Here is a 1,814-nt window from a genome sequence, read left to right on the forward strand (position 1 = left end):
CGTTGACGCTGTAGAAAAACCCCTTTTTCACTGATTTTCGGACGCAATTTTCCCACCCGAATCGTTTCTGTTCCGACATCAAATTCCGGTTGTGATTTTTACTGCGGCAAGCATGGGTCTGTTGTTCCGCCAGTGACGTGAAACTGCGGGCGTAGCGTGGGCATTATCCCATCATTTACTGCGCATACCCATGATGCGCCAGCTTCTCGATGTTATGCACCAGACAGAACAGCTTCCACTGTGCATCCACCTTCTTTTGCCCTCTGAGCGTGAAGCGGTTGAGCTGCTTGTTGTGCCGCAGGTTACCGAATACCGGCTCCACCGTGGCGAAGCGTCTGCCATAGCGGGCGCGACCTTCGGGGCTGTCTATGCGGGCTTTCATTTTGTCGGTGTAGCTCACCCCATCGCGCTTGCCCCGGAAGAACGATACCTGTCTTGTTTTGGTCTTATGCGGGGTCAGCAGACAACGCTCGCGCTGCATGCAAGGCACGCAATCACGCTGCGCACCCTGAAACTTCACTGCTGCGTAGCCGTTGATCGTGCAGCCACTGCCGTTCCCATAGAGTTGCTTGCCCGCAGGGCAGATACACGTTCCTGTATCCGGATCGTAGTCGAAATCTTTGGGTTGATAACGCACAGCCGGTTTGGCTTTGCCTGTCTTGTCATGCAGCGGGTCCGGGTTGGTTTTGTATTTGCCCTGACCCGCAAAGCGGGCATCGCGGCTACGCATATTGTTGTCAGCGATTAATGCATCAACGTGCATATCGGCCAATTGCCTGAGGTTGGTTTCAGAGTGGTAGCCTGCATCGGCAGTGATCAGGCTGGTGTCGGTGATGAGCGAGTGGTTAATTTGAGTAGATTGGATGGACTTTACTACCGGGATCAGTAATTCCTGTTCACTGCCGGTGCCGTGGGCCTGCGCTTCGACGATGATCTGGTGTTTGGCATCGACTGCGGCCACGCCAGTGTAGCCTTGTATCACGCCTTTGCTGGTGGCCATCTTGGCGGATTCATTGTCGGTGCGGTTGCTTTTGCGTATGGCGCCTTTGCTGCCCTTGCGGTCTTCCGGGTGATGCGTCAGCCACGAGCGAATTTCAGCGGCGTCACGTTGCAAGCGGGTGATACGTTGGGTTTCCTTGGCTCTGAGATCAGGCTCGATGGCGCACTGGTCGGCTTCGCGATGACGTTCGAGCATGACCTTGGCGGCTGCTTCAAGCTTGGCCACCTGGCGCTCGAAGTCGGTGCGGGTGCCGCTCCTGGTCTTGGACGCGTTACTTGGCAACTTCACCCCGTCAATGGCGAACATCTCGCGCCCGATGAGCCCTTGCTTGTCACATATGAAAAGTATCTGAGTAAAGATGCGGGTGATGTCGTCACCCAGTGACGAAACGAATCCGGCTATCGTGGTGAAGTGCGGCTGGCTGTCGCCGGACAGGGCAATGAAGGTCACGTGCTCACGGCAGGCACGCTCGATGTTGCGGCTGCTGATGATGCCTTGGGAATAAGCGAATAGCACGATCTTCAGCAGCATGGCAGGCGGATAGGCCGCAGCACCCGTTTCATCGTTGCAGAAGCGGGCATCAAAACTACTCAGGTCCAGTTCGTGATCCAGCAGACGATTCAAAGCATATTCAAAGGTGCCGGGCAGGAGCTGGCGTTGCAGATCAACAGCAAGAAACCTCGGGCTGGTGTCGATGTGTTTGTAACGGGCCATTGACTTCTCCGTAATATCGTCTCTCCAGTTCGACCTTGATATCTCATTTGGTTCACGGCATGATGCGGTTATGGATATACTTTTTATACAGCTTCGTTAG

The 1,814-nt window shown here is 55.0% G+C and carries 1 protein-coding gene; it reads right to left on the reverse strand.

Annotated elements, in window-relative coordinates; translation table 11 throughout:
• Nucleotides 1–175: 175 nt before the first annotated feature.
• On the reverse strand, nt 176–1,714 hold the full coding sequence (locus tag EJE49_RS11735; protein ID WP_124951061.1) for an IS1182 family transposase: 1,539 nt from the start codon (nt 1,712–1,714) through the stop codon (nt 176–178).
• Nucleotides 1,715–1,814 lie beyond the last annotated feature (100 nt).

Source organism: Sulfuriferula thiophila (genome assembly GCF_003864975.1).
Taxonomy (GTDB): Bacteria; Pseudomonadota; Gammaproteobacteria; order Burkholderiales; family Sulfuriferulaceae; genus Sulfuriferula; species Sulfuriferula thiophila.

What these genes read in the sequence shown, in the direction of transcription:
- EJE49_RS11735 (WP_124951061.1), bottom strand. Translation starts at nt 1,714, where the DNA reads ATGGCCCGTTACAAACACATCGACACCAGCCCGAGGTTTCTTGCTGTT.